The sequence below is a fragment of the Brevibacterium moorei genome (assembly GCF_024580735.1).
Lineage (GTDB): Bacteria > Actinomycetota > Actinomycetes > Actinomycetales > Brevibacteriaceae > Brevibacterium > Brevibacterium moorei.
Genome location: NZ_JANIJX010000007.1, coordinates 100978 through 126644, shown reverse-complemented (window position 1 = coordinate 126644; position 25667 = coordinate 100978). Strand labels below are relative to the sequence as shown.

Below are 25667 nucleotides of genomic sequence, written 5' to 3'. Positions count from 1 at the left end.
ACAATACCAGCGCACCGCCCACAGGATCACATCACCCTGGAAATGGCGCCACTTGAAATCCGTCATCGTTCCGTCCGTCCAATCTCCGCCAAGCATGCTCAAGCTTCACGATTTTTGCAACAGAGCCGTGCCAGGGTTCCGGCATGGTCGCCACCGACTGGGGCCTGTTCGACGACTGGGGAAATTACGGGCTGACGATCGAAACCGACGAGACCACCTGCCAGGCGACCTGGAACGGCGATAAATACGCGATCGACTGAGCTCAGGCGGGCGACTGGATGACGGTAGGCGACTGAGCGCGCAGGATCTTCTGCATGTCGAACAGCGCCCACAGACACCACTCCAGGTTGAAGCCGTAGCCTCCGCCGATCGTGGCGATCCTGTCGACTTCCCCCACGACGTCCGGACGACGTTCGGGCCAGCCGTCCGTCCAGCCCGTGGGCCACTCGGTGTGGGAACCGGGCCCGGTGGCGGTATCCCCCAGCGTGGCATCGACCCCATTCGACCACGGATTGGGGACTATTTCGGCCCCGTGCGAGGTGAAGAACCGGAATCCGCTGCAGGTACGCCCTGTGCCGGATAGATTCGCGCCGGTGAAGGGAGTATTGCCGCGCACGATCCGCAGCTGGTGCTGGTGCACGGCAACGTGGTGCTGCCGACACAGCTGCAGCATATTGTCCACATCGGTCGGGCCTCCGTCGGCCCAGGTGTGGATGTGGTGGACCTCCAGACCGATGGTCCGTGCGCAGCCGGGGAACTGACAGCTCACATCACGCACCCGCAGGGCGATGCGCTGTCTACGAGTGGCCAGCCGGTGTGTCCGGCCCACCGCCAGAACATCACCGAATTCGTCCACCAGAGCCCCGATCACACCGGAGTTGCACGTCATCCGACCGAGCGTCGCCTCGCCGAGGGGCCCGAAGCCCTCCGCGTAGCCGACCGGGATGGCATCGGCCGCGCCAGGTGGCGTCCCCGCTGGGACGTCCCGACCCGGTTCGGCGCCCGTGTCACCGCTGGAATCGGTGAATGCGGCTTCGAGCACATCGGTGGACACGTGCACCACCAGGCGTCCCTCGCCCCGGACATCGAGGATGGCAGGGCCCGCACCTGCGCTGCCAGAGCCCGCACTGTCCGAGCCGCGGATCGCCGTCAGGAAGGCGTCGACCAGGCTCGGAGTCCCACCTGGAACCGCACCCCACGTCCCCGCTGGGACGTCCCCATCGTCTCCGAGGCCTCCAGTTTCTCCAACGCCGGTTTCTGCAACACCGTCCCGGTGCGCCCGGATCAGCCCGTCGCGCCGGCTCTGCACGGTGGCCATGACCTCGGCGGCCTCGGCTTCGGGAAGATCCACGATGATCCGGGCCCTGCCGTCCCCCAGCCCGAGGCAGACGAACCGGTCTTGCTCCCGGTTGATCTGCCGGAGTGTTTTGGAGTCGGTCGATGCCCCGCCCCGGTCGGGATTCGCATCGTCGACACGCACGAAGGTCGAGATCATGAGCTCCAGTTGCGCAGTCGTGGCCACCGCGGCCATATCCGCCGCGCGGTCCGGATCGATCCGGCCGGCCGCCCGGGTGATCGCCCTGACCTTCGAATAGGACAGCCGGCCCGCCGCGAACAGCTGGGCGACCCGCGGCATCAGGCGCAGCCCTTTGAGGGTGCGGGCGTATTCCCTGCCGGTATGGATGTTGAGCTCGCAGACCCAGGCGATCCAGTGGGCGAAACCTGAGATCCCCACCGCCTCCCGCCACAGTCCCGAGCGTTCGGCCAGATCGAGCCAGGCGAACAGGCGGGCCTGCTCGCCGGCGATCCTGGCTGCCTGCCCCCGGATCGCCGAGGCCAGCGCATCATGGCAGTCCGGTTGTCGTTCGTGCTCCGGCAGTCCGAGGAGTTCTGCGAGCACGACTCCTTCGATCGGTTCCTCTTCCCCACCCCTGTGCATGACGCCCCCTTGCGCCTGGAGCCGTTCCCCGGTCCGCGTCCGGAATGCGGCTTCGTCCACTCTTTCACCCAGGCTACGCAGGGGGTCTGACACGACTGGTGTCTGACACGACTGGCCCTTCAGGACACCGCGTAGACTCCGGCGACGGCGAGGCCCCCGAACACGCAGCCCCACAGCACGATGCCCACGCACTGCCAGACGATCACGCGGCCGCGCCCCGCCCCCAGGGACACCAGCATGGGCGCGGTGAACTGGCTGGGCACGAGCAGCTGTCCCAGGACACCAACGCCGGGGACCCCGAAGCGCTCGAAGATCTTGCGGACCCGGGCCCGACCGCGGGATTCCGACTTGGGCGCAGGGTCGGACTCCTTTGCCAACCCATCCGGCGAGGCCGCTGCGGCACCGGGTTGCGCCGCCCGGCGCTCCCGCACCCTGTTCTTCACCTTCTCGGCCAGGATCGCGCAGGCCGCCATCGAGGCGATATTGCCGATCACGGCCGCCCCGATGGCCACGGGCGCCGGGATGCCGATGACGATGCCCAGGATCGCACCCAGGTAGACCTCCAGGAAGGGCACCGCGGCCACGAGGATGACAACGACCCAGTGCAGCCAGTCGGGCAGCCCCTGGACGAAGGCGTGCAATTGCTCGAGGCTTCCGGTTCCGAACATGTTTCCTCCTATGGAAAGCGTGTTTGACACGACAAGCGTGCTTTACATCCGGGCAGGTTGTCAAGTACGCTTTCCATGTGCAGAGCAAGATCAAGGAACTGCGGACGGAACACGGTCTGTCCCAGCAGAAGCTGGCCGAGGAGGTCGGAGTGTCTCGGCAGACGATCAACTCACTGGAGAAGGGCCGCTACGACCCCTCACTGAAACTGGCGGTCGCGCTGGCCCGTCGCTTCTCCCTCACTGTCGAGGAGGTCTTCGATGTCTGAGAAGTCCAACCACAAGCTATTCGTCTCCTGGCCCAATGTGGTCGTCCTGGTCCTCCTGGCCGGCACTGTCGGCGTCAGCGCCATTGCGCACGACTGGTGGATGACCTTCTGGATGGGCGTGCTGTTCATCTGCATGCTCATCACCGTGGCCCGCGCCCACCGGCGCAAGCACCGGATGACGGACCTGGCCCGGGTCAACGCCCTGGAGTACGCCGATGAGCGCGACCGGCAGATCGGCATGACCGGCCTGGCCGCGGTGGGCGCGTTCAACCTGGTGGCGGTGTTCGCCCTCTACGTCTGGGCCGCACTGAGCTACCGGGAAAATCCCTCGCCGCTCCTCTACGTGGCACTCGCCCTCTTCCTGGGCAATATGCTGGTCTGGGCGATTGCGAACTGGATCGCCGCACGCCGGTTCTGAGGCCGGGTTCTCTCTGAGTCCGACCCCCATAATCCGCTGCGATAATGGGGGCACGCGTTTTTTGCACGAAAGGACTCCGCGTGAGCGACAACCAGCCGACCGAACCCCAGCCAACAGACCCGGACCGGGTCCCGGCGCCGAACCCCCCGGAAGCACCGGCGTCAAGTTTCACCCACACCCCCACGGTGATGTCGGACGGCAACTACGACTTCAGCAACTACCGGCGCTCCGCGGGCTCCCGCCAGATGGGCCTGTTCATCTTCAGCAGCCGCTGGCTCCAGGCGCCCCTGTACATCGGCCTGGCCATCGCCCTGCTGATCTACGCCATCGTCTTCCTCGTCGACCTGTGGCACCTCATCGTCAACGTCTCCCAGAATCTGAACCACCTGGACGAGGACGCGATCATGCTCTCGGTCCTGGGGCTGATCGACGTCGTCATGATCGCCAACCTCCTCATCATGGTCATCATGGGCGGCTACGACATCTTCGTGTCCAAGCTGGGCGTGGACGACCATCCCGATGAACCCGATTGGCTCCACCACATCAACGCCAATGTGCTCAAGGTGAAGCTGGCGATCAGCATCATCTCCATCTCCTCGATCCACCTGCTGTCGACCTTCATCAAGGCCGGCAACCTGGGTAAGGAGGGCAGTGCCTACACGATGGAGGGGATCATCGCGCAGGTGGTGATCCATCTGGCCTTCATCATCTCCGCCGTCGCCCTGCAGTGGATCGACAGCAAGTCGCACGCCGGAAACGGCGGCGGAAAGAAGCACCCGCGCCGCTGAGCGGGTCGGCCGGGCCGACCGAGCTGGTTCCAACCCGGCCGGCCCAGCCGACAACCGGAGCTCAGCCCAGCTGGGCCACCACCCGGTCACGCGCGGCGACCATATTGTGCAGTGCCGGTTCGACCTCGGCATAGCCCCTGGTCTTCAGCCCGCAGTCCGGGTTGATCCACAGCCGATCGGCGGGCACGTGCTCCAGCGCCGCCTCGATCAGCCCTGCGATCTCGTCGACTCCCGGCACCCGCGGGGAGTGGATATCGTAGACGCCCGGTCCGATCTCGGACGTGAAGTGCTCGTCGAGCCCGGCCAGCAGCTCCATCCGCGAGCGCGCCGCCTCGATCGAGGTGACATCGGCATCCAGGGCCGCGATCGCATCGATGATCTGGTTGAACTCGGAGTAGCACAGGTGCGTGTGGATCTGCGTCTGCGGCGCCACCCCGACGTGGACCAGTCGGAAGGACTTCACGGCCCAGTCCAGATAGGCCTGCCGGTCGGCCGCGCGCAGCGGCAGCAGCTCGCGCAGCGCCGGCTCGTCGACCTGCACGATCGGCAGGCCCGCGGCCTCCAGATCCGCCACCTCGTCGCCCAGGGCCACGCCCAGCTGGAAGGCCGGTTCGGCCAGCGGCACATCGTCGCGCACGAAGGACCACGCCAGGATCGTCACCGGCCCGGTCAGCATGCCCTTGACCGGCTTGTCGGTCAGCCCCGCGGTGTAGCTCGACCACTCCACGGTGATCGGCGCGGGCCGGGACACGTCACCGAACAGGATCGGCGGACGCGTGCACCGGCTGCCGTAGGACTGCACCCAGCCGGCCACCGTGGTGGTGAAGCCCTCCAGGTGCTCGGCGAAGTACTGCACCATGTCGTTGCGCTCGGGCTCGCCGTGGACCAGCACGTCCAGGCCCAGCTCCTCCTGCAGGTCGACGACCCGCTTGATCTCCGCCCGGTTCGCCTCCACGTACTCGTCCGAGGTGATCCGGCCGGCGCGGTAATCCGCCCTGGCCCGCCGCACCTCGACGGTCTGTGGGAAGGAGCCGATCGTAGTCGTCGGCAGCAGCGGCAGCCCCAGGGCCCTGTGCTGGGCGGCGCGGCGGGCCGCCGGATCGCCCCGGTCGACCGGGGCCTCCGCCAGTCCCTGCGTGCGCTTGCGCACCGCGGCGTCGAAGGTCCGGTTCGACTCCCCACGGGTCCGCTTGGCCCGCCGGGAGCGCTCGAACACGGCAGCGTTCGAAGAGCGCACCCGGCCGGTGACGCCGGAGACGAGCGAATCACCCAGTGCCACGACCTCCGAGACCTTCTCCTCGGCGAACGACAGCCAGCCGGCCACATCGACGGGGAGTTTGGTCTCCGGGGCCAGGGAATAGGGCACGTGCAGCAGCGAGGTCCCGGTCGACACGGTCACGGACCGGCCGAGTTCGGAGACCTGGGCGTACACGGATTCAAGGTCGGCGGCCCACACATTGCGCCCGTCGATGACGCCGGCGACCAGCCCGACGGATTCCGGCAGCACGGCGGCCACGCGCGCAGCGTACTCCGGATCGCGCTCGAGCACCGTGGCCGACAGGTCGACGTGCACGGCCTCCGGCGGGGTCTGCGCCAAGGCGCCCAGCCCGGTCTGCAGGGCACCGTAGGGTGTGGCCACCAGAACCTGCGGGCGCTGCCGGCCCGGCACGGGCTCCAGCAGCCGCTCGTACGCCCGGCTGTAGGCGGCGGCGAGCTCAGCGTCCGAGGCCGTCTCCAGGTCCGCGACCAGGGCCGGCTCGTCCAGCTGCACCCAGTCGACATTGGCCCTGGCCAGCTCCGCCAGCACCTCGGCGTAGGCGTCGACCAGCTTCTCGAGGTGTGCCAGGGGTTCCGCGTCCTCGGCGCCGGCCGCCTTGGACAGGGCCAGCAGGGTCACGGGCCCCACCAGGACCGGCCGCAGCGTGTGCCCCGCGTCGTGGCCCTCCTTGACCAGCTTGAGCAGTCGGTCGGCGCGCGCGGTGAAGGTCCGCTCGGCGTCGCCGGAGACCTCGGGCACCAAGTAGTGGTAGTTCGTATCGAACCACTTCGTCATCTCCAACGGCGCCCGCTTCTCGTTCCCCCGGGCCAGTCCGAAGTACTGCTGTGCGGTGACCGTGTCCACCGCACCGCCCTGCAGGCCCACCGTGATCGCCGTTTCCAGGACGTGGTCGTACCAGGCGAAGTCCGCCGGGATCGAATAGGCCTCCGTCAGCCCCAGATCCTTCAGCCGGGCATAGGTGTCAAGGCGCAGGCTGTGCGCGGCGGATTCCAGGTCGGCCTCCGTGATGTCGCCGGCCCAGAAGGATTCGAGCGCCTTCTTCAGTTCCCGGTTCGGCCCGATCCGCGGATAGCCGGTGACGGTGGCCTGGGGCAGCTGCGGTCCGCGCAGCCGGGTGGTTTCGGCAGTCATTGCCTCGCCTCTCTCTGATGGTTTCGGGTGGTCAGGCGTCCGCGGTCGATCCGATCGAACAGATCGCCGACCACCCGTGGGTTGTTGAATGTGTAGATGTGCAGTCCGGGGGCTCCCCCGTCGAGCAGGCGTGCGGCCAGTTCGGCGGTGAAGGCCAACCCGATGTCACGCTGTTCGGCCTCCGAGGCGCTCTCCAGGCGGGCGTCCAGCCCCGCCGGGGGCGTAAGCCCCGACAGGTGCGCCATCCGCTGCAGCCGGGCCGCCGAGGTCACCGGCAGGATTCCCGGCACGATCGGCAGGTGCACCCCGGCCAGGCGGGAGCGCTCCAACAGGCGCAGATAGGCCTCGGGGTCGAAGAAGAGCTGGGTGATCGCGAAGTCCGCGCCGGCCCGCTGCTTGGCCAGCAGCACGTCGATGTCCTCGTCGACCCCCGTGGATTCCGCGTGCCCGGAGGGATAGGCGGCCACCCCGACCGACAACCGGCCGGCGGCGAAGCGGGCGAAGTCCCTGGCCTCGACCCGCCGGATGAGTTCGACTAAGTCGTTGGCATGGGCCAGGTGCCCCGCCGGAGGGGCGCTGGACCCCGGTTCCAGGTCCCCGCGGATCGCCAGGAAACCGCGGACCCCCGCGTCGACGAAGTCCTCGACCTGGTGGACCAGTTCCGCCCGGGGCGCGCCCATGCAGGTGATGTGGGCCAGCGGGCGCAGCCGGGTGGTCTGGTCGAGCTCGCGCACGAAGTCGCGCGTACCGGCCGCCCACCCGGACTTGCCCGAACTGGTGATCGCCACATAGTCGGGGGCATAGCCCTCGAGGGTGGAGATGAGCGCGGGCAACCGGGCCCGGCCGGCCGCGGTGCCCGGCGGGATGACCTCGAAGGACAGGGCCAGCCGCGAGTCACCGGGGCCGGCGGGACGCCCGCCCGGCGCTATCTCGTCCAGGGGAGCCGAGGCGGATACCGTTCCCGATGTCGTGTTCATGCCAGCCACGATAGGTCCACCGGACGAGCCGGGAAAGTGCCGCGTCACATTCGGTCATAGATTTATACGCACCATATATGACTCACCATAGGCGCGGTCTATAACTGCTGTTCAATTCGCCCGTGCGTACAGCACCAGGCGCTCCCAGTGGTTCGAGTATTCTTCGAAAGCAGCCCGCGCGCCCTCCGGATTGTCCATGTCCAGCGAGTCGATCCACTCGGTCACCAGGCCGGCACCGGTGTCCGGCCACAGCACCCCGGTCATCCCGCCCAGGTCCAATTCCACGATCGCGTTGAGGTCGAAGGAGTCCAACCATTCGCCGAAGGCCACCGTCGATTCCCGCACAGTCGTCAACCGGGACTTCTCCTCCAGCACCCCGGCCGCCCATTCGACCCGGGCCGAGGCGGTGAGCACGGGGACACGGATACGCACCCACGGGGCGCCGGCGCGCTCACTGACGATCACCCGGTCCTCCTCCGGATCCAGTGCCAGCCACCACACCGGGGAGATGTCCCAGGCCGCGGTCCGGGTGAAGATCCGCTGATCGGGGTCGTCCTGCAGCCATTCGACCCGGTGCGCGGCCGCCCGGCGGCGCGCCGACTTCGGGACCACCAGGTCGAGCTCGGCCCTGGGCAGATCGTCCTCGAGCGAATCGAGCGCGGCCCAGGAGCGGATATCGTCCTGCACCGGGCACACGCGGTCCAGCCCGTCGCCGGCCTCGGAGCCGGGCATGAAGATAGGCGTGCCCCGGTAGGAGTCGGCGATCGGATCCGGGGGCAGGCTCAGCAATCGCTTATCGGCATCGGCCGCGACCAGGTCCAGGATCATATCCCGGTTCTCGCTGACAGGGTAGTCAGCCAGATCGGGGTGCATTTCGATCGGCTCGAAGACCCGCAGGTCGATCTGGAAGTCACGCGCATAGGGCATACCGCTACCCTACTTGGCGCGCGCTAGTAGGATCGAACCATGTCCGCAAGCAGCCCCACCCGCGACTACGTGATGGCGATCGACCAGGGGACGACGTCGTCCCGGGCGATCCTGTTCGACCATGCCGGATCGATCGTGTCGATCGGCCAGTTGGAACACGAGCAGATCTTCCCGCGCGCGGGCTGGGTCGAACACGACCCCCTGGAGATCTGGCGCAATGTCCGCCGGGCCGTCGCCGACTGCCTGTCCAAGGCGGAACTCGACGCCTCCCGGATCGCCGCGGTGGGGATCACGAACCAGCGTGAGACCACGGTCGTGTGGAACCGGCACACCGGCGAGCCGGTCTACAACGCCATCGTGTGGCAGGACATCCGGACCCGCGAGATCTGCGAGCGCCTGGCCGCCGGCGCACCCGAGGGAGGACCCGCCGGGGACGATCGGTACCGCGAGCGCGTCGGACTGTCCCTTGCGACCTACTTCGCCGGACCCAAGATCGCCTGGATCCTGGAGAACGTGCCGGGTGCGCGCGCCGCGGCCGAGGCCGGGGACCTGCTCTTCGGCACCACCGACACCTGGTTGCTGTGGAACCTCACGGGTGGCCCGCAGGGGCCAGGGCCCAAGGGCGGGGTGCATCTGACCGATGTGACGAATGCGTCGCGCACGATGCTCATGGACATCCGCTCCCTGTCCTGGGAGGCCGATATCGCAGCCGATTTCGGCATCCCCATGTCCATGCTGCCCGAGATCCGCACCTCTTCCGAGGTCTACGGCCACGGTCGCCCGCACGGCTTCCTGGCCGGCGTGCCGATCGCCGGCATCCTGGGCGATCAGCAGGCCGCCACCTTCGGGCATGCCTGTTTCACCCCCGGCCAGTCGAAGAACACCTACGGCACCGGCAACTTCATGCTGATGAACACCGGCGGTGAGCCGGTGATCAGCGATAACGGTCTACTGACCACCGTCGCCTACCAGTTGGGTGGGCGGGCGCCGGTGTACGCCCTGGAGGGCTCGATCGCGGTGTCCGGTTCGCTCATCCAGTGGCTACGCGACAATCTGGGGATGCTCACCGACGCCGCCCAGTCCGAGGCCCTGGCGAAGTCGGTGCCGGATTCGGGCGATACGTACATCGTGCCGGCCTTCTCCGGGCTCTTCGCACCGTATTGGCGCCCCGATGCGCGCGGGGTGATCGTCGGGCTGACCAGGTTCGTCAACCGGGCCCACATCGTGCGCGCGGCCCTGGAGTCCACCGCCTATCAGTCCCGCGAGGTGATCGAGGCGATGAACGCCGATTCCGGGGTGGCCCTGAGCGAGCTGCGGGTCGACGGCGGGATGACGGACAACGACTTCCTCATGCAGTTCCAAGCCGACCTCCTGCAGGTCCCGGTGGTGCGCCCGCAGATCACCGAGGTCACCGCCCTGGGAGCGGCCTTCGCCGCCGGCATCGCGGTGGGCTTCTGGCGTGACGAGGACGATGTCACCGGCCGCTGGCAGCCGGGCCGCCGCTGGACCCCGCAGATGCCGCGGGAACGGGTGGAGGAATTGTTCTCCCGCTGGAAGCAGGCGGTGACCAGAACCTTCGACTGGGTGGAGTGAAGCCGGGTCCCACCGCGAGTGGGCCCGCGGCGTGTCTCATCTCACGACCGTGTCCGCGAAATGGCAACTGCAGCCGATAACCGGTAACATTATCCGTCATAAGGACATTTGTGAGAATTGCACCGGGGCCTGTATAAGGGCATCCTGGACCTAGACGGAGGGGGTCGACGCCTGTGGGTCGCGGCCGCGCTAAGGCGAAGCAGATCAAGGTAGCCCGGAAGCTCAAGTATTTCAGTCCGGACACCGATTTGAATGCTCTCCAGAGGGAACTCGGTTCGGAATCGGAGCAGGCAGCTCCCGATTTCCAGGATGACTACGCTGAGGACCCCGACGATGACTATTCGGATTACGCGGACAAGTACGCGGAATGGGCCGATGTCATCGAGGAGTCCGAATCGAAGGACCACGACCGGTCCAACTGAACCGGCTCCCGCGCTGCGGCTAGGCTTAAGGCCATGGACGCGACGATCGACGAGGCCCTGACCGGCATCGGAACCCGCCTCAAGGCTGCACGCACGGCCAAGAACCTCACCCTGGCCGAGGTCGGACACTCCACACACATCTCCGCCTCGACTCTGTCACGGCTGGAATCCGGTGAGCGCAAGGCCACCCTGGAGCTGTTGCTGCCGCTGTCGCGCCTCTACCATGTCCCCCTGGACGATCTGGTGGGCGGACCGCCGTTGACGGAGGCCAGGGTGAACCCCCGCAGGGCGAACCTGCCAGGCGAAACCGTCACCGCACTGGCCCATGCCGACACCCCGCTGCGCATCTACCGGCACATCCTGCGGCCGGCCGAATCGCGCCGGGTGGGCTCCCGTGCCGATCTGCGCATGCACACGGGCCATGAGTGGCTCTATGTTGTCGCGGGTTCCCTGTGGCTGCGGCTGGGCCCGCGCACCTACACCCTGACGGCCGGCCAGGCGGTGCAGTTCGACGGGCGCACGGCCCATGCCCTGGGCAATGAGCGCACCGATGACACCGCCGAATACCTCAGCCTCTACAGCAGAGCGGGGGAACGCACACACGTTCCCCCGTTCACCCAGCACTGAGTTCGCCGGCGCTGATTTCAGAGCCGGTCAGTCGAGCAGGATCGCAGCCCCGCCGTCGACGCCCTTGGCGCCCTGCACATAGAAGGGATCGCCGGCCAGCGCGCCGTCATCGGTGCTCACGTCTCCGAGGATCCACGCACCGGGGTAGGCGGCCAGCAGCGCATCGGCGGCCGCGGCATCGGCCACCAACACCATGCCCACACCCAGGTTCCAGGTGCGTTCGCGGTCGGCCCCGGGCACCCCTCCCAGATCGCCCAGCACGTTGAACACCGCGGGGACCTCCCAGGAGCCGCGCCGCATTGTGGCCAGGGTGCCCACCGGCAGCACGCGGGCCACGTTCGCCGACAGCCCGCCGCCGGTCACATGGCTCATCGAGTGCACGGCACCCGGATGCTCCTGCAGCACCCGCAGCAGCTCGCCGGAGTAAACGTGGGTGGGGGTGAGGATCTCCTCGCCCAGGGTACGGCCGAATTCCGGGACCTCGCGGTCCAGTTTCCAACCGGCGTCGGCGATGATGCGGCGCACCAGCGAGTAGCCATTGGAGTGCAGGCCGGACGAGGGCAGTCCGATGAGCACGTCGCCGGCGCGCACCTTCTCGGCACCCAGCAGATCGGCGGCGTCCACCACCCCGGTGGCGGCACCGGCGACATCGTATTCGTCCGGCCCCAACAGGCCAGGATGCTCGGCGGTCTCCCCGCCGACCAGGGAGACGCCGGCCGCCGTGCAGGCCTCGGCCACGCCGCGCACGATGTCGGCGATCCGCTGGGGCACCACGTGCCCGCAGGCGATGTAGTCGGTCATGATCAGCGGTTTGGCGCCGGCGACGACGATGTCGTCGACGACCATGCCGACGAGGTCCCAGCCGATCGTGTCGTGGATGTCCAGGGCCTGCGCGATCGCGACCTTGGTGCCCACCCCGTCGGTCGAGGTGGCCAGCAGGGGCTGTTTGTAGCCGTGCAGGAAGCTGACGTCGAACATCCCGGCGAAACCGCCGACCCCGCCGAACACACCGGCGGTGTGCGTGCGCGAGACCGCCTCCTTCATCAGCTCGACGGCCCTGTCACCCGCCTCCACGTCCACGCCTGCTGCGGCATAGGTTGTCCCGGATGCGGGGGTTTCGGGTGTCGTGGTCATACGCTGGCCTTCTCGGGGTAGACGGAGGTGACTCGCCTATTCTCCCATATCGGAGCCGGGCTTCCCCGCGGGCTCCCCCGCACGCGCGGCAGCCCGCTCGGCCTTCTTCGCCGCCCGCCGCTCCTTGCGCGTCACGGGTCCGGCCACGGTAGCCGGAATGGCCTCGGCGACGTATTCGGCGCCCACCGTCAGCACCCGGGCCCGCTTGGTTGCGCGCCGGTCCACCAACAGCGCCACGATCGCGCCGAGGAAGCCGCCGACCACGCCCAGGATCGCCATGAGCAGGCCGAAGGCCTGGCTCCGGGTGAACTCGCCGGTCAGCTGCGAGGTGTCGACCGGCAGCACTGCCAGGACACCGGCGACGATGAAGCCCAGGACGATGCCCGCGACGATGAAGACCGAGTACTTGGGGCTGCGCCGCACGCGGACCTGGATGTCCTCGTGCAACTGCCGGGGTTCCGGGGTGGCGGGTTCCGGGGTGGCCGGAACGGTGGACTCGGTGGATTTCTCGGGCTGTGGAGCATTGCTGGGCATGCGCTCCAGTCTAGACGATCGCGATACAGGCGATGCCCGCCAGGACGATGCCCGCGCCCGCCAGCTTGGGCGCCAAGCCACGTTCGCCGAAGAACCACCAGGCGAACAGCGTGCCGATGATGATCGAGGTCTCCCGCAGCGGTGCCACCAGGGCCACCGAAACGTGTTGCATCGCATAGAGCACCAGCAGATAGGCCGTCGGCGAGAGCAGGCCGACGGCCAGGGTCTGCCTGCCGTAGCGGCGTACGACGAAGGCCACCTCAGCCCGCGCCCCGGCACTGTGCAGCACCCGCGGGGCCATCAGCAGGCCCACGCAGGCGCATCCCAGTCCGTAGTACAGCACCGGGGACAGGCCCAGCCGGTTCACCGAGAAGTCGTCGAACAGCGTATAGCCGGCGATCGCCAGGCCCGTCAGGGCGCCCCAGCGGATGCCCGCCCCGATCCGGCCGGAGCCCCCGGAGCGCGAACCCGACAGCGTCACCACGGTGATCCCGACCAGGATCAGCACGCCCCCGATGATGCCCAGGGCGCCGGGGCGCTGGCCGAGCACCGCGATCGCCACCAGCATGGTCACCAGCGGGCCCACTCCCCTGGCCGTCGGATAGACCACGGACATATCGGCCCGCTCGTAGCCCGTCTGCAGGGACAGGGAATAGGCCATGTGCAACAGCCCCGTGACGGCACCGGCGCCCAGCGCGATCCAATTCGGGGCCGGCCCCAACATACCGGGTGCCAGCAGGGACACACCCGCGAAGCCCACCAACAACAGCACAGCCTGCAGCGCCTGATAGCAGAAGACGAAGACATAGCCGTGGCCTGCGACCGTCTTGGCGATCGCATTCCACCCGGCGTGCGCCACCGAGCCCGCCAGCACCAGTGCCAGCCATGTCCCGTCCATGCCGTCTCAGATCCTGTAGCGGAACCTGTGGGCGCCGCCCCCGCGGCTCATAGATGCACGACGACCGTCTTGGTCTGGGTGTACTCGTCGAAGGCCTCGATCGACTTCTCCCGGCCGTAACCGGACTTCTTGAAACCGCCGAAGGGCAGCTCCACCCCACCGCCGGCGCCGTAGGTGTTGACGAACACCTGGCCGGCCTCGATCCCGGCGGCCATCCGATGGGCGCGCGAGAGGTCCTTCGTCCACACTGCGGACACCAGTCCGTAGTCGGTGCCGTTGGCCAGCTCCAGGGCCGTGGCATCGGAGTCGAACTCGGTTGCCACGACGACGGGGCCGAAGACCTCGTCCTTGGCGATCTCGGAGGCGGGATCGACGTCGTCGACGATGGTGGGGGCGAAGAACGCCCCATCGGCGAGGTCCGCACCGGGGACCGCCACACGCGCGCCACCGGTCACGATGGTGCCGGCGGACAGCCGCTCGAAGAAGCCCTGCACGCGGGCCAGCTGCTTGGCCGAGACCAGCGGCCCCAGGCCCGGATCGTCCAGGCCGCGGCCCAGGGTCAGCTCCTCCATCGCCGCCGCCATCTTCTCCACCACCTGGGCGTGGACGGCGCGGTGGACCAGCAGCCTGGCGCCGGCCGAGCAGGTCTGTCCGGCGTTCTGCACGATCGAGCGGACCAGGCTGGGGATCGCGGCGTCGACATCGGCATCGGCGAAGACGATGTTCGCGGACTTCCCGCCCAGTTCCAGCACGGTGGGGATGACGCGCTTGGCCGCTGCCGCGGCGATCAGCGAACCGGTGCCGGTGGAGCCGACGAAGCCCAGGTGTGCCACTCCCGGGTGGTTGGCCAGGGCATCACCGGCCTCGGCGCCCAGGCCCGTGACGACGTTGAAGGCCCCTGCGGGGAAGCCCGCCTCCAGCAGGATCCGGGCCAGCGCCACCGTCGAGCGCGGGGTCTCGTCGGCGGGCTTGGCCACGGCGCAGTTGCCGGTGGCCAGGCTGGTCGCAGCGGCCCTGCCCACCAGCTGCAGGGGGTAGTTCCATGCGACGATGTGGCCGGTCACCCCATAGGGTTCGCGCCGGGTGTAGGCGTGGAAGTCCTCGCCCATCGGGATGACCGTCGAATAGTAGGACTCGATGGTGTGGCCGTAGAACTCGAAGTAGCGGGCGCACACGTCGACGTCGGCGTAGGCCTGGGACAGCGGCTTGCCGGTGTCCTCGCTCTCCAGCCGGGCCAGTGCATCGCGCTTGGCCCGAATCAGCCCGGCGGCCGCCACCAGCAGCCGCGAGCGCTGTTCCGGACTGGACTTCCGCCACTGCCGCTGGGCGGTGGCGGCCGCTGCGACGGCCCGGTCGACCTCCTCGGCACCGGCCCTGGCCACCTCGCCCAGGCTCGTGCCCGTCGCCGGGTCGATATTGGAATAGGTGCGTCGGCTGGGGACGGACTCCCCGGCGATGAAGGAACAGGTCTGCGCGGCTTCGGGCATCTCAGTCATGTGACCCATTAGACCACAGGGGCAGGTAGTCCCCGAGGTCCGAGCGGATCCCGGAGGCCTGTACCGCCGCGGTGTCCAGGGCCGTGGCGAAGTCCACATGCCCCGAGGCCAGGTCCAGCCAGGTCGCGGGATCCGTCTCCACCACGTTCGGCGGGGTGCCGCGGGTGTGCCGCGGACCGGGGATCGCCTGGACCACGGAGAAGGGCGGGACGCGGACCTCGACGGAATTGCCCGGATGGCGCTCGGAGAGTTCCTCCAGGGTGAAGCGCACGGCTGTGGCCAGGGTGCGCCGGTCCACGGACGCCGCCCCGCCTGGTGTGTCCCTGGCCGCCAGCCAGGTCTCATAGGCTCCGCGGCCGGCGACCGGATCGATCTTGCGTTTGATCGCCATCAGGCGCCCACCGCCCGCTCGTGCAGCAGCTGCCGGATCCGCTCGGCGGTCTTGATCTCGCCAACGGTGCGCACGGTGCCGTCGGACTTCGTGCCGCCGGTGATGGCCGGCACCACATCGCCGAGCACGTCCAGTGCCGATTCCGCGCTCAGCGCGCCGGCCGCCACCAGGAGTTCCAGGGCGATGAGCGTATTGGCCCGCGAGGCCCCGTCCAGGGTCTTGACGGCCACCGCCACCCCGGCTGGGGTCGACATGACGAGCACGCCCTCGGCCCCGATCTTGGCGAACACGCCCAAACGTTCGATCACCACGGAGTTCGGTGCCCCGTGCCCTTCGATCGCCCAGGGTTCGGCGAACACGCCCTCCATCAGTGTGGCGGCCTCCGGTGTGGTGCGCGCGCCGACCCGCCCGATGCCCAGCGCCAGATGGCGCAGATCGAGCGCGTGCACGGGGGCTCCGCAGCCGTCGATCCCGGTGTACAGGGGTGCTTGGCCGCAGTAGCGTTCGACTACGGCGCGCACATGCCGCTGGATCCGCGATTCGGGATCCAGATAGTCCTTCACGGGTTCACCCGTGAGCTTCTGGGCCATCAGGAAGGCCGCGTGCTTGCCCGAACAGTTGTAGTACAGCGGCGAGGTCAACCGGCCGGATCCGCGGGTGGCGATCCGGGCGTCGCGGTCGGCAGGGGCGACCGACGGGCACTGCAGGTCCGCCTCGGACAGGTTGACACTGGCCAGCATCTTCTCGACGACCTCGACCTGGCCGAACTCCGCATTGTGGCTGGCCGTGGCCAGGGCGGCCGTCAGGCCGGACAGGGGAACGCCCAGTTCCATGCAGGCGATCGCCTGGAAGGGCTTGAGGCAGGAACGGGTGAGCACCGGTTCGTCGACCGCGCCCAGTTCGATCAGCGTTTGACCGGTATCCGCCGCCGCGGTGTCGACCACGATGGCCGAACCCAGATGGCGCGATTCGATGAAGCCGGAGCGTTCCACAACCGCCAGTTCCACTGCGGACTGGGCCTTGAAGGTCTCATTCATGCCTCCACCCTACCCAGGGTGGCCAACACATAGGACCAGGGGATTCGCTCCTGTTCCAGGCGGTAGTCCCCCAATCCGGCAAGGCTCGCACAGCAGGCGCGCTCGGCGGGGGTGAGGTGTGTCAGTTCGTCAGCGGTCCGGGTGAACAGGGTCGGCTCCCGCCCGGCCAGGTGGGCGAACCGGTCGCGAACCGTGGCGTTCATGAGCACCGAGCGGGTCCGCGGAAAGCGCGCGCGGACCATGTCGAGGATCGCGAAGCCGTGCGTGTCCACATCGCCCCAGTACAGGATCCGGCAGTCGTCCAGCCAGTCCAGGCCGGACAGGACTGCGGCGGCCCTGCCATCGCCGAAGATCGCCAGGCCCATCGGAACGTCCGCGCCGTTGCCGGCGGAGCCGACCGCCGGCAATGACAGGAAGCTCTCCTCGTTCTCCACCACCAGCACGGTGGTGCCGGGCGCCACTGCCAGGCGCGCGGCCTGGTCCACCGGCAGGGAGACGTCGTCGATCCCGGCGGGCCAGGGACCGGTCAGGGCTGTGGGGTCGAGGATCCGCACCCGTACCAGGGGCTGTTTGTGCCGCAGCCGCCTGGCCCGGCCTGCGGCGAGTACCGGCAGCAGCGGGGCGATGAGGCCGCGGTGGGTCTCGATCCATTTGGTGTCGACCCGCTCGATCGGCAGTTCGCGCACCGAGGGCGGCCGCAGGTGCCCGTCCGCCGCCTCCACATCCTCCTCCGGGTGTTCGACGAACCAGGTGAGCACGGCGGCCAGCCGGTCCACCTCAACCGCCGGCAGTTCGGCCAGACGGCCCAGCAGCGGGCGCAGGGCGGCCGCGACCTCGGGTGCCGGTGTGGATTCGACCAGTCCACCGCCGATCCCGGCCAGCAGGCGCGCCCGGGCGCGCATCAGGGAGAAGCGCTCGGTCAGCCCCGTCAGGCGCAGGGCGGCGGTGCGCGTGTCCAGGCGCAGCCGCACGGGCAGCTGCTGCCGGGTCGCCCCGGCCCAGCGGCGGGTGGCCCAGTCGACGGTGAGGCCGTCGATCCCCTGATGCGAGGCCGCGAACAGCCGCCAGTCGGCCAGCCACCGTTCGAAGGCGGGGATATCGGCCCAGGCCGTGTCCTCCGTCGGCGCCGCACTCGAGGTGCGCAGTGCCGTGAACTCCCCGCCGAGCGCCCAGTCGCGCAGGCGGCGCTCGACCCTCCTGCGCAGTTCGCCCGTGGCCTCGGCGGTGGACTTCACGCCGGGTCCACCGGTTCCTCGGACTCGGCGGCCTCCGTGGGTTCGGCCCGCCACATGACCGGTACCACCCGCGAGGAGCTACGGTCGCTCGAGGTCACCTGGGCCAGACCCTCGACGTAGAGCTCGAGGGTGGGCAGGAGCTTCTCCGGGGTGGCCAGCAGCAGGTGGAAGCCGAAGTCGAGGAACACCTCGATCGCGATCCGGGTGAAGCTCGCATCGGTCTTGTCGAAGGCCTCGTCGAGCACCACGGTGCCGAACGTCGGGATGCCCGATGACTGATCGGCCAGTTGATAGCGCAGAGCCGCCGCCAGGCAGAAGATGACGAGCTTCTGCCGCTGCCCACCGGACAGGCCGGCCGAGGACTCGTAGATATCGGTCCGGTTGCCCGCGCCGTCGGATTCGATCGCCACGAAGGTGACGTGACGGCGGGTGTCGAGCACGGCATCGCGCCATCTGCGGTTCTCGGCATCCCCCAGGCGCGCGATCACCCGCTCCATCAACGCGAATTTCTCCTCGGCCGCCGGGCCGTCGAGTTGTTCGCCGTAGCCCCCGGCGATCTTCCCCAGGTCCCCGATGAAGGTCTTGACCTCGGTCGAGCGGACCTCGCGCGGCTCGATCCGCAGATACCGGTCGGTGTCGAACTGACTGCCCGCCAGCGATTCGTTGACCGGTTCGATGCGCTTGCGGATCTCGCCCGGCGCCCGGGTGATCTGATTGCGCAGTTGGCCGATCTGCTTCATCGACTGCTCCGCCAGCATCTCCTTGAACCTGGCTTCGAACACCGGCAGATTGTCGGTCACCAGCTGGGCGCGCAGGGCGGCGAACACGGCACGGTCCGCGACTTCGGCACCGGCCTCCGGCAGGGCCGCCGGCCACTGTTTCTGGAAGGAGGTCGCGCCCTGGGCGAATCCCGTCTCGGCCGACCCCTTGGCCTGCTGGGCCGTGGCGGAGCGGGCGAAGAGCTCATCGGCGACCTGTTTGGCGCGCGCGTCGAGCTCGTCGACCTCCAGCCGGCGCTTCTGTGCGAACAGCAGACCGCGGGCCTCCTGCGCCACCTCGGCGGGCAGCTCACCGGCCACCTGGGCCCTGTCCCTGGCCCGCTGCAGGGTCCGTTTGAGTTCGCCCTGGCGCCGCACCAGGGTCTCGACCCCGACCTCGAGGTCCCTGGCCAGGGCACGGGCCTGCGCCAGCCTGGCCGTCAGTTCCGTCTCCCTGGCCTGCGCCTGAGCCAACTCGGGGTTCTCCCGGCCCAGAGTGGCCAGCGAATCCTGCAGCCCGGCCATGGTCTCCTCGATCCCGGCCGCGTCGATGTGCTCCCAGTCCGTCTGGCGGATTTCGTCGGCGAAGTTCAGGCGCTTGACCACCTCGCCCTCGAGCGCCACGAGGTCGGTGTAGCGGGCCTCGGCGGCCGCCAGCTCCTTGTCGATCCTGGCCAGTTCGGCACCCAGGCGCACGACCTTGTCATCGGCGGAGAAGCCCAGCAGCCAGCGCGCGGCATCGTCGATCCGATACCGATCGTCCTTGACGAAACGGTCCCCGCCGAACTTCACCTGGCCGGCCGCCGTGACGCCACGGTCCACTGCATCAAGGGCATCGGCGTCGGCCACACAGCTGAAGTCGTAGCGTTCGGCCAGGGTCGCGGCCAACCAGCCGCGATAGCGCTCATCGGCTTTCAGCTCGATCTTGTGGACCAGGGAGTCCGGATCGGCCACGGCACCGGGTGCCGCCCGCCCGGCGGAAACGACCTGCAATTCGATGCGCGCGCCCAGATGGTTGGCGTCCATCGCCCGGCGCACCGCCGAGGCCCGTTCAGGGCCGGTCAGCAGGGTCAGCGCCAGGGGCCGCAGCACGCGTTCCACCGCTCCGGTCCACTCCCGCTCCTGGGCGCGCACCTCCATCAGCTCAGCGGCGAACGGCAGGTCCACCGGCTCCAGGCCCGACTGCTCCGCAATGAGTTCACGCGCGGCGATCAGCCGACTGCCCAGGTTCGAGGAACTGGCCCTGGCCACATCGAGCTCGCGCTGCAGGCCCGCGCGCTGTTCGCGCAGATCACGGCGGGTCGCTGCGGCCTCGTTCGCGCGCTCGCGCCGGGCATCGCGGTCGGCCGCCAGGGCGGCATCGTCGAGCAGCCCCGCTTTGAGTTCCTCGTATTCGCCTTCGCTGGTCGGGAAGAACTCGATCCCGGCGGCCGCCGCATGACGGGCCAGCAGGGCCCACTGGCGCCCCGCGGTGTCCGCCTGCGCGCGCAGTGCCTCGATCCGGCCGGTCAGCACCTCGATCCGCGCGCCGCCCAGGTCCTGCATCTGCGCGTGCGCGGTATCGCGCTCCTCCTGCAGACGGGTCTCGTCACGGTCGGCCGCCACGCGCTCCTCGCGCCGGTCGTTGAGTTTCCGGGTGACCTCGGCCAGGTGGTCGGCGGCCAGCTCGGCCCTGACCACCTCGGTGATCGGGTCGAGTGCCGCGCGCAGGGATTCGAGCCGGGTCAGCTCGGCGCCCGCGGCCTCCCAGTCCTGGGCCAGGGTCTGCAGGGCCTCGAGGACCTCCAATTGTCTGCGGGCCTCGACCACGGAGCCGTGGGCCTCCGAGAGCGCGGAGAACTGGGCCACCGCGGCCTCGGCGATGGCAAAGGTCTTGGGGCGTTCGAGCATGAATTCGCGGAACAGCCCGTCGAGGCTCGCGAAGTTCTTCGCGGCCATGGTGCGGTGCCACAGTTCCACCGCCTCGTCGCGGTGCAGGCCCAGGGGCCGCAGCACGCGGGCGACGAAGGCCGAGTGCTTCTCCAACACCGCGGACTTGCCGTAGGCCTTGCGCAGCGCGCGGATGTCGATGCCCGTGCGGGTGTATTCGGCGAAGTCGGTGATGTGCGCGTCCTCGCGCAGCAGGATCCCGACCTCCTTGATATCGCCGTTCGAACTGCCCGAGGCGGACAGGTGGAACAACTTGACCAGGGTCACCGGCGGTTGCCCGTCGGCGGTGTCGAAGCGCAACAGCAGGGCCGAGCGGGTCGCGCCGGGACGCAGGTACTCCGCGCCGATCTCCGCATCCGACTCCCCGCGCTTATAGGCTCCACGGATGTAGGAATAGAGTGACCGGTCGCTGCCGCGGCGCTCGGTGTCCTGGGCTGCGGCGTTGAAGCGCAGGCGCCCGCGCGGGACCAGCACGGTCGACACCGCGTCGAGCAGGCTGGATTTGCCGGAGCCGGAGCGGCCGGTGATGACCAGGCCCCCGCGCGGCACGTCGAGGGCGTGGACCAGGTCGCCGCCGAAGGTGCCCCAGTTGAGCACCTCGATGCGGGCCAGCCGATGCTGTTTGGCCAGTTCCCGGTCCAGCGCCCGTTCCGCCGCATCCCGGGGCGCCGGGACCTCCGCCCCGGCGTGGACCAGGGCGTCGACCTGGCCGGCGTCCAGCAGGGACAGCTGCAGGGCCTCGCTCATGCCTGTGCCTCCCCGGCTTCGATGTCCGCACCCGCTGCGATATCCGCGCCGTGTTCGTCGAGCAGGCGCTCGTACTCCGCGCGCAGCCGGCGCACCTCCTCCACGCCGAACAACAGCCGGATCACCGGGGACACCTCGAAGCGGCCCTCCTCTGCGGCCCGGTGCACGATCCCCGCCCGCTGCATCTCCGTCCACCCCGCGTTGAAGCGTTTGTCATAGGTCGAATCGTCCAGCCCCGAGGCCTTGCCGTAGGGTCGCACGGCGTCGCGGACCTCGTCGGCGCCCACGATCACAGGCGGCTCCCCCACGCTCATGAAAACCCGGCGCAGGTGCAGCAGGATGACCGACTGGATGAGCGTCAGCGCTCGCGAGCGCACCGTATAGTGCAGGGTCTCGCCGTCGACGCGGACATTGCGGACGTAGGCGATCTGGCCGCGCCGGTCGATCACCATCTCCAGGAACATATTCGCCAGCGCCTGGCGCAGGGCGGCCTCGTCGCGGTCGATGGCGCGCCACAGTTCGGGCGCCTTGACCCCTTCGATCTGTGGGCCGCGCAGCAGGGCCACCAGGGCCTTGCGGGAATCGCGGGCCAGGGTGCCGGTGTCCTCGGGCCACAGCTTCTGCAGGGACTCGGGCAGCGACTCCGCTGCCCGGTCCTCCGCGTTCTCCCTGGCGACGTCCTCGTTACTCATATGTCCTTCCTCGGCTGAAAGCCCCGGCTGCCGGCCGGTGGCCGGGTGAAGCGGGTCAGCGGGATCCGCGCACTCCGCCGGGTCCCTGCGATGGTCCGCCAGCTCACGGTTTCCTCCCCCGTGTCCGGGCCGGGATCCCCGGCCAGGGACAGCAGGCCGATGATGCTGGCCACGCCCTGGGTGGCGGGCCGGTGTGCCAGCACCTGGCCCACGCTGATCCCGGCCGCCCGGCCCGCCGGGTCGGCGGCGGCGAAGGCGTCGGCGACGCTGCGGCGCAGTTCCTCGTAGTCGATGTCGGTCTCGCGCGAGCGGCGCAGCAACTCGGCCCAGTCCACGGCCTCGGGCTCCGGGGCGTCGACGATCTGGGAGTCGATCCGGGCATCGCCGGGATCGTAGAGCTGCCAGGCGCCGAGGGAGGAGATGTCGATGGCGGAGAGTTCGAAGTCGAAGCCGGTGTCCTGATAGGGCTGGACGTGGCGGAACAGTTCGAGGGCGGAGGCATTGGCCGCGCGGATCTCGTGGCCGAGCACCCGGTCGGTGCGGAACTCATCGGTTTGGACGAAGCGGCGCAGCGAGCGCGTCAGGTTCGTCATCACGGATTCGACCTCGGCGGACCGGTCCTGCATGAGTCCCATCAGGTCCTCGAGGAACCGGAGGTCCGACGCCGGCAGGGTGCGGGCGAAGGGCCGGTGGGCCAGCACCTCGATGTTGTCCTCGAATTCGGCCCCCAGCTCTGGGTCCATGATCAGGCCGTAGAACCCCTCGAAGCTGCGCCCGGCGTCCGATTCGGCCAGGTGGTCGACCCCGCGGAACACATCGGCGAGCACGGTGCCGCGCTGCCCGGAGGAGTCGATGAGCTTCTCGCGCAGGTTCCGGTTGATCTCCTCGAGCTGGGTGCGCACGCGGGTGAAGTCGCGTGGCAGGGCCTCGACCAGGCTGAGCACATCGCGGACATCGTCGGCGGCGTGCCGGTCGTCCACCGGCGGCATCTCGCCGCGGCCCACCCGTTGGATCTGCTGGTCGATGCGGGCGCGTTCGCGCTGCAGGGCGCGCATCCGGTTCATCACGTCCGGGTCGGTGTCGCGGACCACCTGGCGGATCCGCTGCTGGATCGTGGCCAGGCGCGACTGGTTGATCGACACGCGGGTGTCCTCGAGACCTGCGATGAAGGCGAAGGCGCTCAGCGCCGCCGGGGTCAGCTCATAGGTCTCCTCGCGGCTGTCGGGGATCACCCGGCGGGCCAAGATTCCGTTGCCGCGCCACAGATTGCAGTAGCCGGCGGCATCCCCGGTGACCTCGAAGCCCTCCTCGCGCATCGCGGCCAGATCCGCGTCGAGCAGTTCGAACAGGACCTCGGTGCGCAGCCTGGGTTCCTGGGCGCTCAGATGCTGGGGCAACAGGGCCGCGGCGAAGTACACGGTGTCGCTGCGCAGCAGGCGCCACGCAGGATCTTCCGCCATCAGCCGGTGCAGCCGATGGACCTCGCTCATCTGATTCACAACCCCCTAGCCTACCGAGCGCCACAGGGGTGTCGGCAACCACGATAAAATGCAGGACGTGAAGGTTCTTGTCATCGGGTCGGGCGCCCGCGAACACGCCCTCGTTGCAGCCTTGTCCCGCGATCCCGGAGTCGATGCGATCATCGCCGCCCCGGGCAACCCCGGCATCGCCGGAATGTGCGAAATCCGGAACGTCGAGGCCACCGATCCAGCGGCCGTCACCGCGCTGGCCGGAGACCTCGGAGCCGACCTGGTGGTCATCGGGCCAGAGGCCCCACTGGTCGCCGGGGTGGCCGACGCCCTGCGCGCCGCCGGCTTCCCCGTCTTCGGCCCCGATGCCGCGGCCGCCCGGCTGGAGGGCTCGAAGGCCTTCGCCAAGGAGGTGATGGCCGCCGCCGGCGTGCCGACCGCCGCCTCGGTCGCAGCGACCACCGTCGATCAGGCAAAAGCGGCCCTGACAGAGTTCGGCGCCCCACACGTGGTCAAGGCCGACGGCCTAGCCGCCGGCAAGGGCGTGGTCGTGACCGAGGATTTCGAGACAGCGCTGGCGCACGCCACCGACTGCCTCTCGGCCTCCGACCGGGTGGTCATCGAAGATTATCTGGCCGGGCCCGAGGTCTCCCTGTTCGTGCTGTGCGACGGCACCACCGCGGTGCCGCTGGCGCCCGCGCAGGACTTCAAGCGGATCGGCGACGGCGACACCGGCCCCAACACCGGCGGGATGGGCGCCTATTCGCCCCTGCCGTGGGCGCCGGCGGATGTGGCCGAGCAGATCACCCGGCTGGTGGCCCAGCCGGTGGTCGACGAGATGGCCGGCCGCGGCACCCCGTTCACCGGCCTGCTGTACTGCGGCCTGGCCCTGACAAAGAAGGGCATCGAGGTCGTCGAGTTCAATGTGCGCTTCGGCGATCCGGAGACGCAGTCGGTGCTGGACCGGCTGCAGACCCCGTTGGGTCAGACCCTGCTGGCCGCCGCCCAGGGCCGGCTGGCCGAAATCGACCCGCTGGTCTGGTCCGAGCAGGCCTCGGTCACCCTGGTGCTGGCCGCCGCCGGCTACCCCGGCACCGTGCGCAAGGGCGATCCGATCACGGGACTGGACGAGGCCGCGGCCCTGCCCGGCGTCCTCGTCCTGCACGCGGGCACCGCACTGGGCACCACTGGCGAGATCGTCACGGACGGCGGGCGCGTCCTGTCCGTCGTGGCCTCCGGCGACACCCTGGCCGCCGCCCGCGATCTGGCCTACCGGGCCGCCGCGCTGATCGACTGGCCGGGCAAACAGAACCGTACCGATATCGCTCAAGCCGCGATCGACGGGCGCATCACCGTGCCCACCGGGGCCTGAGCCGGAAAGGAATCCCCATGACGACGACACCTGCGGCCCCAGCGTACGATCTGCCCGGCTGGAAACACGCCTATGCCGGCAAGGTCCGCGAGATCTACATCCCGGAGGCCGCGGCGGGCTTCGCCTCGGCCGATAAGATGCTGATGGTCGCGACCGACCGGATATCGGCCTACGACTTCATCCTCGACACCCCCATTCCGGACAAGGGCAAGGTGCTCACCGGCCTCTCCCTGTGGTGGTTCGACCAGCTGGCCGATGTGGTGGGCAACCACGTCCTGTCGACCGATGTGCCGGCGGCGGTGACCGGGCGGGCGATCATCTGCAAGCCCCTGCACATGTTCCCCGTCGAATGCGTGGCCCGTGGCTACCTGACCGGTTCGGGCCTGGCCGACTACACGACCTCGGGCATGGTGTGCGGCAATGCGCTGCCCGCGGGCCTGGGCGAGGCCGACCGGCTGACACCGGCGATCTTCACCCCCGCCTTCAAGGCCGAGCTGGGCGATCACGATGAGAACATCACCTTCGACAAGACCGTCGACCTGGTCGGAGCCGAGGACGCCGAGGCCCTGCGCGATCTGACCCTGCGCCTGTACACCCGCGCCGAGGAGATCGCCCGCGAGCGCGGCATCGTGCTGGCCGACACCAAGTTCGAGTTCGGCCGCGACGCCTCCGGTCAGATCGTGCTGGGCGACGAGGTCCTGACCCCGGACTCCTCCCGATTCTGGGACGCCGCGGACTATGCCCCCGGCAAGGTCCAGGCCAGCTTCGACAAGCAGTTCGTGCGCGACTGGCTGACCGGCCCGGATTCCGGCTGGGACCGCAATTCCGAGCTGCCGCCCCCGGCGCTGCCCGAACAGATCGTGGCGCGGACCAGGGCGCGCTACGTCGAGGCCTTCGAACGGCTGACGGGCACGACCTTCCCGGCGTGACCGGTGCAACC

23 protein-coding genes are annotated in these 25667 nt (G+C 69.2%); 8 read left to right on the top strand and 15 right to left on the bottom strand.

Annotation, left to right across the window (positions count from 1 at the left end; genetic code table 11):
- Positions 1–262: 262 nt before the first annotated feature.
- Positions 263–1939: an HNH endonuclease signature motif containing protein gene (locus tag NQ034_RS07095; protein WP_257047908.1), complete on the bottom strand. Its 1677-nt coding sequence runs from the start codon at positions 1937–1939 to the stop codon at positions 263–265.
- 119 nt (positions 1940–2058) lie between these two features.
- Entirely contained in the window at positions 2059–2607 is a 549-nt protein-coding gene (locus tag NQ034_RS07090; RefSeq protein WP_257047907.1) for a hypothetical protein, read from the bottom strand.
- A gap of 77 nt (positions 2608–2684) precedes the next feature.
- Here NQ034_RS07090 and NQ034_RS07085 point away from each other — a divergent pair, with 77 nt between their 5' ends.
- The 3 genes from NQ034_RS07085 to NQ034_RS07075 all read left to right on the top strand — a co-directional run bounded on the left by NQ034_RS07085 (position 2685) and on the right by NQ034_RS07075 (position 4079).
- On the top strand, positions 2685–2873 hold the full coding sequence (locus NQ034_RS07085) for a helix-turn-helix transcriptional regulator (protein WP_257047905.1): 189 nt from the start codon (positions 2685–2687) through the stop codon (positions 2871–2873).
- Positions 2866–3291, top strand: a complete 426-nt coding sequence (locus NQ034_RS07080; protein ID WP_257047904.1) for a hypothetical protein — start codon at positions 2866–2868, stop codon at positions 3289–3291. Before NQ034_RS07085 ends, NQ034_RS07080 begins: the two co-directional genes overlap by 8 nt.
- 80 nt (positions 3292–3371) lie before the next feature.
- On the top strand, positions 3372–4079 hold the full coding sequence (locus tag NQ034_RS07075) for a TIGR00645 family protein (RefSeq protein ID WP_257047902.1): 708 nt from the start codon (positions 3372–3374) through the stop codon (positions 4077–4079).
- Positions 4080–4140: 61 nt separating this feature from the next.
- Here NQ034_RS07075 and metE read toward each other — a convergent pair whose 3' ends face one another.
- The 3 genes from metE to NQ034_RS07060 all read right to left on the bottom strand — a co-directional run bounded on the left by metE (position 4141) and on the right by NQ034_RS07060 (position 8393).
- Positions 4141–6489: a 5-methyltetrahydropteroyltriglutamate--homocysteine S-methyltransferase gene (metE, locus tag NQ034_RS07070; RefSeq protein ID WP_257047900.1), complete on the bottom strand. Its 2349-nt coding sequence runs from the start codon at positions 6487–6489 to the stop codon at positions 4141–4143.
- Positions 6486–7466 carry a methylenetetrahydrofolate reductase gene (locus NQ034_RS07065; protein ID WP_257047899.1) on the bottom strand — a complete coding sequence of 327 codons (981 nt, stop codon included), beginning with the start codon at positions 7464–7466 and terminating at the stop codon, positions 6486–6488. Before NQ034_RS07065 ends, metE begins: the two co-directional genes overlap by 4 nt.
- Positions 7467–7577: 111 nt before the next feature.
- On the bottom strand, positions 7578–8393 hold the full coding sequence (locus NQ034_RS07060; protein ID WP_257047898.1) for a DUF8083 family protein: 816 nt from the start codon (positions 8391–8393) through the stop codon (positions 7578–7580).
- A 39-nt stretch (positions 8394–8432) separates the two neighbouring features.
- Between NQ034_RS07060 and glpK the strand changes: the two genes are divergently transcribed.
- From glpK to NQ034_RS07045, 3 genes are all read left to right on the top strand, one after another.
- On the top strand, positions 8433–9986 hold the full coding sequence (gene glpK, locus NQ034_RS07055; protein WP_257047896.1) for a glycerol kinase GlpK: 1554 nt from the start codon (positions 8433–8435) through the stop codon (positions 9984–9986).
- 173 nt (positions 9987–10159) lie between these two features.
- Positions 10160–10408, top strand: coding sequence for a DUF3073 domain-containing protein (locus tag NQ034_RS07050; protein ID WP_257047895.1), 249 nt, complete (start codon positions 10160–10162; stop codon positions 10406–10408).
- 33 nt (positions 10409–10441) lie between these two features.
- On the top strand, positions 10442–11035 hold the full coding sequence (locus NQ034_RS07045; protein ID WP_257047894.1) for a helix-turn-helix domain-containing protein: 594 nt from the start codon (positions 10442–10444) through the stop codon (positions 11033–11035).
- 27 nt (positions 11036–11062) lie between these two features.
- On the opposite strand, the gene purM is transcribed toward NQ034_RS07045, so the two are convergent.
- From purM to NQ034_RS06995, 10 genes are read right to left on the bottom strand one after another with little or no spacing between them, the layout of a single operon-like run.
- A complete protein-coding gene (gene purM / locus NQ034_RS07040; RefSeq protein ID WP_257047893.1) occupies positions 11063–12169 on the bottom strand; it encodes a phosphoribosylformylglycinamidine cyclo-ligase in 1107 nt (368 codons plus the stop codon).
- 36 nt (positions 12170–12205) lie between these two features.
- The gene (locus NQ034_RS07035) at positions 12206–12703 is read right to left on the bottom strand and encodes a hypothetical protein (protein ID WP_257047892.1); all 498 of its coding nucleotides are present in this window, start codon (positions 12701–12703) and stop codon (positions 12206–12208) included.
- A gap of 10 nt (positions 12704–12713) precedes the next feature.
- Positions 12714–13601: an EamA family transporter gene (locus tag NQ034_RS07030; protein ID WP_257047891.1), complete on the bottom strand. Its 888-nt coding sequence runs from the start codon at positions 13599–13601 to the stop codon at positions 12714–12716.
- Positions 13602–13648: 47 nt separating this feature from the next.
- The gene (locus tag NQ034_RS07025; RefSeq protein ID WP_373456799.1) at positions 13649–15106 is read right to left on the bottom strand and encodes an aldehyde dehydrogenase family protein; all 1458 of its coding nucleotides are present in this window, start codon (positions 15104–15106) and stop codon (positions 13649–13651) included.
- Positions 15090–15488: a sterol carrier family protein gene (locus NQ034_RS07020; RefSeq protein ID WP_257047890.1), complete on the bottom strand. Its 399-nt coding sequence runs from the start codon at positions 15486–15488 to the stop codon at positions 15090–15092. The genes NQ034_RS07025 and NQ034_RS07020 overlap by 17 nt, the downstream gene beginning before the upstream one ends.
- Positions 15488–16525, bottom strand: coding sequence for an asparaginase (locus NQ034_RS07015; protein ID WP_257047889.1), 1038 nt, complete (start codon positions 16523–16525; stop codon positions 15488–15490). The genes NQ034_RS07020 and NQ034_RS07015 overlap by 1 nt, the downstream gene beginning before the upstream one ends.
- On the bottom strand, positions 16522–17760 hold the full coding sequence (locus tag NQ034_RS07010) for a Wadjet anti-phage system protein JetD domain-containing protein (protein WP_257047888.1): 1239 nt from the start codon (positions 17758–17760) through the stop codon (positions 16522–16524). Before NQ034_RS07010 ends, NQ034_RS07015 begins: the two co-directional genes overlap by 4 nt.
- Positions 17757–21194 carry an ATP-binding protein gene (locus NQ034_RS07005; RefSeq protein WP_257047887.1) on the bottom strand — a complete coding sequence of 1146 codons (3438 nt, stop codon included), beginning with the start codon at positions 21192–21194 and terminating at the stop codon, positions 17757–17759. The genes NQ034_RS07010 and NQ034_RS07005 overlap by 4 nt, the downstream gene beginning before the upstream one ends.
- Positions 21191–21886, bottom strand: coding sequence for a DUF4194 domain-containing protein (locus tag NQ034_RS07000; RefSeq protein ID WP_257047886.1), 696 nt, complete (start codon positions 21884–21886; stop codon positions 21191–21193). The genes NQ034_RS07005 and NQ034_RS07000 overlap by 4 nt, the downstream gene beginning before the upstream one ends.
- Positions 21883–23376, bottom strand: coding sequence for a DUF3375 domain-containing protein (locus NQ034_RS06995; RefSeq protein ID WP_257047916.1), 1494 nt, complete (start codon positions 23374–23376; stop codon positions 21883–21885). Before NQ034_RS06995 ends, NQ034_RS07000 begins: the two co-directional genes overlap by 4 nt.
- Before the next feature lie 67 nt (positions 23377–23443).
- Between NQ034_RS06995 and purD the strand changes: the two genes are divergently transcribed.
- Positions 23444–24727, top strand: a complete 1284-nt coding sequence (purD, locus tag NQ034_RS06990) for a phosphoribosylamine--glycine ligase (RefSeq protein WP_257047885.1) — start codon at positions 23444–23446, stop codon at positions 24725–24727.
- 17 nt (positions 24728–24744) lie between these two features.
- The gene (locus NQ034_RS06985; protein WP_257047883.1) at positions 24745–25656 is read left to right on the top strand and encodes a phosphoribosylaminoimidazolesuccinocarboxamide synthase; all 912 of its coding nucleotides are present in this window, start codon (positions 24745–24747) and stop codon (positions 25654–25656) included.
- Positions 25657–25667: the final 11 nt, after the last annotated feature.